Below are 5590 nucleotides of genomic sequence, written 5' to 3'. Positions count from 1 at the left end.
CGGCCTGCACCTCGGCCAGCATCCGCGCCGCCTCGTCCGCGCTCGGCCGGTCGGCCGGGTCCTTGGCCATCAGCGCGGCCAGCACCGGCCCGAGCGGCCCGGCCCGGCGCGACTCCGGCAGCGGCTCGTCGACCACCGCGGCCAGCGTGGTGATCGGCGAGTCCCGGCGGAACGGCGACTGGCCCTCGACCGCCGCGTACAGCGTCGCCCCGAGCCCCCACAGGTCGGAGGCCGGCCCGGGCCGCTCGCCCTGGGCGCGCTCGGGCGCCAGGTAGTCCGGCGAGCCGACCAGGTCGCCCGGCCGGGTCAGCTCGGTCGAGCCCTCGTACTTCGCGATGCCGAAGTCCAGCAGCACCACCCGCCCGGTGCCGCGCTCCAGCAGCACGTTGGCCGGCTTGACGTCCCGGTGCAGCACGCCGAGCTGGTGGCCGCGGTGCAGCGCGGCGAGCACCTGGCTGCCGACCTCGGCGGCGGCGCGCGGCGGCAGGGTGCCGTCCTGGCTGATCACGTCGGCCAGCGAGCGGCCGTCGACCAGCTCCATCACGATCCACGGCCGGCCGTCCTGCTCCAGCACGTCGTGCACGGTGATCACACCGGGGTGCTTGATCCGGGCGGCGGCGCTGGCCTCGCGCTTCATCCGGGTGTGCAGGATCTGCAGGTCCTCCTCCGGCAGGTGGTTGACGGTCAGCTCCTTGACCGCGACCTCGCGGTCCAGCATCCGGTCCCAGGCCCGCCAGACCGTGCCCATCCCGCCCCGGCCGAGCCGCTCGCCGAGCTCGTACCGCCCGGCCAGCAACCGCTCCGCCTCGGCCGCCTCCGGCCGGTCCTGCACGCCCATCGGCGACCGCTCCCCCTCTCGATTCCACCTGCCGTCACCGCGGCGGAAAGCCCGCCGCAGACCACTGTTCGAACAGATCTCACGCACACCCTAGGCGCACCTCGCCGCGCCCGGTAATCTCGCCCGACCCCCGGACCTGCGGACCGGTGGGCGACCGGACCGTCAGCCCGCGAACAGCACCACGGCAACCATGCCCAGCACCAGCAGCAGGAACACGCCCCCCACCAGCAGCGGCCCGAGCAGGGCCGGGGACATCCGCGAAGTCCTCCCGCCGCCGGCCCGCACCGCCACGGACTCCGGCGCGACCCGCTCCGACCGGCCGCCCCGCCCGCGCCGACGCGGCCGCAACGGCACCAGCGGCGCCTCCGGCTTCAGCTCCACCTCCCGCGCCGCCCGCTCCTCGTCGGCCGGCTCCGGGGCGCCCGCCAGCAGCGCCGCCAGCTCGCCCCGCACCGCCTGCGCGGTCGGCCGCAGCGTCGGGTCCGGCTGCAGCAACCGCTCGGCCAAGGGTGCCAACGGCCCGCAGACCGCCGAGGGTTCACGCCGCCCGTCCCGGACCGCCGTCACCAGCTCCGGCACGCCGACCTCCGGGAACGGCGGGCGGCCGGTGACCATCCGCTGCATCAGAACTCCGAGCGCCCAGCAGTCCCCCGCCGGGCCGCCGTCCAGCGGCCAGCGCTCGGCCACCGGACCGACCAGAGTGGCCCGGACGTCGTACCGGCGGCGCCCGCCCGGCCCGCCGAGGTCCTCCGCCAGCGCCTCCTGCGCCACCCCGGCGAGCAGCCCGCCGAGCATCGCCGCGCCGTCCTCGCAGACCAGCACCGATTCGGCGGTCATGTTGCCGTGGGAGAGCCCGGCCTCGTGCAGCGCCCGCAGCGCGCCGGCCAGGTCCGCCGCCAACTCGGCCGCCCGGTACGGCGGGAGCGGCCCGGCGGTGAGCAGCTCGGCCAGCGTCCGGCCCGCCGGGCGCTCCTCCACCGTCCACAGCAGCTCGCCGTCGACGAAGGCGCCGACCCCGCGCAGCAGCCGCGGGTGCCAGGACGGCGCGGTCGAGCCGACCGCCGCCACCCGCCGCACCAGCCGCTCCCCGTGCGCGGGATTCGGCTCGTCCGGGTCCTGACCGCCGGTCAGCAGCGCGGGCAGCTCCACGGCGCTCAGCAGCACCGATTCACCGGTGCGCTCGTCCACCGCGAAGGCGCGCAGCAGTTCGGGACGGTCCGTCAACCGGTACCGACCCGCCAACAACTGGCCGGGGCCGCCTCGCATGCCAGTTCCTCTCGCTCACCGAACAGCCTACTGAGCGGCTCCTTTACGCTCGATCCATGGACTGGACCGATCTGATCGACACCGCCTTCAAGGTGGCGGGCAACAGCAACCGAGCCAACCAGGCCGAGGCCGTCCGCACGGTCGAAGCGGCCGTGATCGACGGCGAGGAGCCGGTCGCCTCCACGGCCGGGCGCCACCCCGACCACTTCCGCAAGGGCGTGCTGGTGCTCACCACCCACCGGCTGCTCTTCCTGAAGGACGGGAAGCCGCCGGTACCGGTTCCGCTCGCGGCCGTCACCGACACCACCGTGACCCGGACCAAGTTCAACGGCGAGGTGCTGACGGTCGTCGCGCTGACCGGCTCCCACCGCTTCGAGGAGGTGGTCAAGGCCGAGGTCTTCGCCGAGCAGCTCCGCGCGGCCGCCCGGATCGCCCGCACCGCCCGGCCGCAGGCCCCGGCCCCCTCCGACGCCGCCCCCGGCGAGCAACTCCTCGACCAGCTCGAGCGCTTGGCCGCCCTGCGGACCTCCGGCGCGCTCACCGAGGAGGAGTTCAGCCGCGCCAAGCAACGCCTGATCGGCTGACCCCTACGGCGCCGGCTGGAAGGTGTTGAAGACGACGTCCCGGACCGGGGCCTGCGCGGCCCACTGCGCGTCCGGGACGATCCAGTAGATCGAGTAGCCGTACTTGGCCGGGTTTCCGGTCACGAAGCCGCGGTTGAGCGAGTGCATCCGGGGCGTGCCGTTGGTCCACTCCCAGTCCGCCGCGTTGGTCCACTGCCGGTAGTTGATCGCCGCCAGGTTCAGCCGCTGGTAGTTGGTCACCTGACCGCGGACGTTGGGCTCGGATTCCTGCCAGTCGGCGAGGGCGCTGGCGTCGGGCGAGGTGGTCCACTCGATCCGCAGCTGGCTGCCGTCGGCGGGGTTCTTGAAGATCCGCCGGTTGGAGTCAGACCCGGCCGGCTGCAGCCAGTCCGGCAGGACGACGGAGAAGCCGCTCGGGTCCTGGTACGCGTGGTAGCCGGCCGGCACCGGGCCGCCCGCGGTCTGGGCCGGGGCCGGGTCGGTGGCCGGCGGCTGGGCCGCCGTGGTGGCGGGCGCGGGCGGTGCCGCGGCGGAGGAGGAGGAATCCGCCGTGGCGGTCGGCTCGGTGGCCGTCCCGGCGGGAGCGGGCTCGCTGGACGGCGCCGCCGGGCTCTGGCTCGGCGTGGCCCCGGTGGTCGCCGCGACCGGCGAGGTGGCGCCCGCGCTGTGGGTGCTCGCCCCCTTCGCGCCGCCGTCCCCGCCGCCCACGGCCTGGACCACCGCGACGATCCCGGCGATCAGCAGCAGCACCAGCACCACGGTGACCACCGCCAGCCGCCGCCGGCCCTTGCGCGGATCGGCCCCGGCCGCCTGGGTCGCGCCCATCGTCCACTCGCTGGTCACCGGCCGGATCGGCTCGGCCGCCGGCGCCGGCGCAGGCGCCTGGGCGAGCTCGGCGTCGGCCTTCGCGACGGGCTCCTCGTCCCGGGCCCGGCTGCCCACCCGGACCGTCCCCAGCAGCCCGCCCACGGTCCGCTTGGGCGTCTCCTCCGCCTTGGCCGCTTCCCCGGCCTTCTGGTCCTCGCCCTCGGTCTTCTTCCCCGCCGAGTCCCCGACGACGGCCGACTGCCCGACCGGCATCGCGTGCTCGGTCGTCGACTCGGCCTTCGCGGTCGCCTCCGCGACCACCCGCTTGAGCATCGACCGGGTCTGCGAGGCGTCCAGCCGCTTCGCCGGGTCCTTCTCCAGCAGCCCCTCGATCACCGGCAGCAGCGGCCCGGCGTTCGCCGGCGTGGCCAGTTCCTCGGTCATCACCGCGGTCAGGGTGGCCAGCGCCGAACCGCGGTCGTACGGCGGCCGCCCCTCGACCATCGCGTACAGCGTGCCGCCCAGCGACCAGAGGTCGGCAGGCGGCCCGGGCTTCTGCCCGCGCGCCCGCTCCGGGGATATGTACGAGGGCGCGCCGACCAGCATCCCGGTCGAGGTGATCGAGGCGTCGCCCTCCACACTGGCGATCCCGAAGTCGGTGAGCACGACCCGGCCGTCCTCGCCGATCAGCACGTTGGACGGCTTGACGTCCCGGTGCAGGATGCCCAGCGCGTGCGCCGCGCTCAGCACGCCGAGCACGTCCAGCGCGATCTCCGCCGCCCGGGCGGGCGCCAGCGGCCCGTCCTCCCGGACGACGTCGGCCAGCGAGCGGGACTCGACCAGCTCCATGACGATCCACGGCCGGTCGTCCTCGTCGACCACGTCGAAGACGGTCACCGCCGAGTTGTGCCGGATCCGCGCGGTGGCCTTCGCCTCGCGCAGCGTCCGGACGATCAGCCGGTGCTTCTCCTCCTCCTCGACGCTGGCGTTCATCCGCAGTTCCTTGACCGCGACGGTCCGGCCCAGCATCTCGTCCTCGGCGCGCCAGACGGTACCCATGCCACCGCGTCCGAGCACGCCGTTCAGCCGGTAGCGGCCGGCCAGGAGGCGGCCGGTGGAACCCTGCGCCTGGGTCATTCGGAACGTTCCCCCATGTGCTGCTGGCGGTCGAGGTGACGGCGCATCGGCCCGGCCCCGGGCCCGAACGCCCAAGCCTCCATCATCCCCTGTCCCGAGGGCCCTCGACCACCCACCCCCCGACCCAAGCCGGGACGAACCGGAACGGGAAAGGCGCTCCGTGCCCGATCTGTGATCGAAAACTCGCCAAGATCTGTTCGAAGCACTGCTACCGTTCGGCAGCTCATCGTCTTTCCGGGGGGACTCGACGCCCATGACCGTACCCGCACCGGGCGCTGACGGCCCATCGCTCCGACCGCGCACCGCCGAGCACTACTCGGTCGCGCCCGTGCTGGACTCCCCCGAGGGCTACGTCGCCCCCGGCATGCCCGGCGTCCCGGTCACCGGCTACGACCCCGACACCCCCGCCGTCCCCCGCCGCACCCCCCGCCGCCGCACCGCCCTCGCCCTGCTCCTCGCCCCGCTCGCCGCCCTGCTCGGCGGCCTGGCCTACGGCTGCGCCCCGCTGCGCGCCGCCGACAGCCTCGGCTGGCTGACCATCGCCCAGGCCGGCCTCGTCGCCCTCCCCCTCGGCCTGCTCGGCGGCCGGAACCGCTTACTCCCGCCGCTCGGCGCCCTGCTCTCGGCCGGCGCCCTCCTCCTCGGCCAACTCACCCAACGACTCCGCATCGTGCACTCCGACGCCCCCACCCCCCACGGCCTCCTGCACGACACCCTCAGCTCCTGGCGAGCCGACCTACGCCCCCTCGACCTCGCCTTCTACACCATCGCCCTGATCGGCGGCTTCCTCCTCACCCGCCGCACCGCCAACCGCTCCTGACCCACAGTCCCCCCGCTTCGCCCCGCGCGCTCGCAACACCCCCCACCCCCCTCGGACTCACTCGGCCGCCTCCGGCACGGGGACTTGACCAAAGTCCCCCTCGGGCTCGCGGGTGAGGATGGCGTACAACGCGGGGTC

At 75.0% G+C, this 5590-nt stretch carries 5 protein-coding genes; 2 read left to right on the top strand and 3 right to left on the bottom strand.

Going from position 1 to position 5590, the window contains the following annotated elements:
* Both ACWCYO_RS40070 and ACWCYO_RS40065 read right to left on the bottom strand, forming a co-directional pair.
* A partial coding sequence (locus tag ACWCYO_RS40070) for a serine/threonine-protein kinase (protein ID WP_449786986.1) occupies positions 1–838 on the bottom strand: 838 nt, incomplete at its 3' end.
* A gap of 162 nt (positions 839–1000) precedes the next feature.
* The gene (locus tag ACWCYO_RS40065; protein ID WP_270146506.1) at positions 1001–2104 is read right to left on the bottom strand and encodes a protein kinase domain-containing protein; all 1104 of its coding nucleotides are present in this window, start codon (positions 2102–2104) and stop codon (positions 1001–1003) included.
* A gap of 56 nt (positions 2105–2160) precedes the next feature.
* On the opposite strand from ACWCYO_RS40065, the gene ACWCYO_RS40060 reads away from it, so the two are divergent.
* Positions 2161–2688 (top strand): SHOCT domain-containing protein, encoded by a 528-nt coding sequence (locus ACWCYO_RS40060; RefSeq protein ID WP_270146505.1) that lies wholly within the window; start codon positions 2161–2163, stop codon positions 2686–2688.
* Positions 2689–2691: 3 nt separating this feature from the next.
* On the opposite strand, the gene ACWCYO_RS40055 is transcribed toward ACWCYO_RS40060, so the two are convergent.
* Positions 2692–4632, bottom strand: coding sequence for a serine/threonine-protein kinase (locus ACWCYO_RS40055; RefSeq protein ID WP_449786985.1), 1941 nt, complete (start codon positions 4630–4632; stop codon positions 2692–2694).
* Between the two features lie 253 nt (positions 4633–4885).
* On the opposite strand from ACWCYO_RS40055, the gene ACWCYO_RS40050 reads away from it, so the two are divergent.
* The gene (locus tag ACWCYO_RS40050; protein WP_270146503.1) at positions 4886–5452 is read left to right on the top strand and encodes a hypothetical protein; all 567 of its coding nucleotides are present in this window, start codon (positions 4886–4888) and stop codon (positions 5450–5452) included.
* Positions 5453–5590: the final 138 nt, after the last annotated feature.

This window comes from Kitasatospora sp. NPDC001683 (assembly GCF_053596495.1).
The sequence above is the reverse complement of the archived record's forward strand: the minus strand, read 5'-3'. Positions and strand labels throughout refer to the sequence as shown.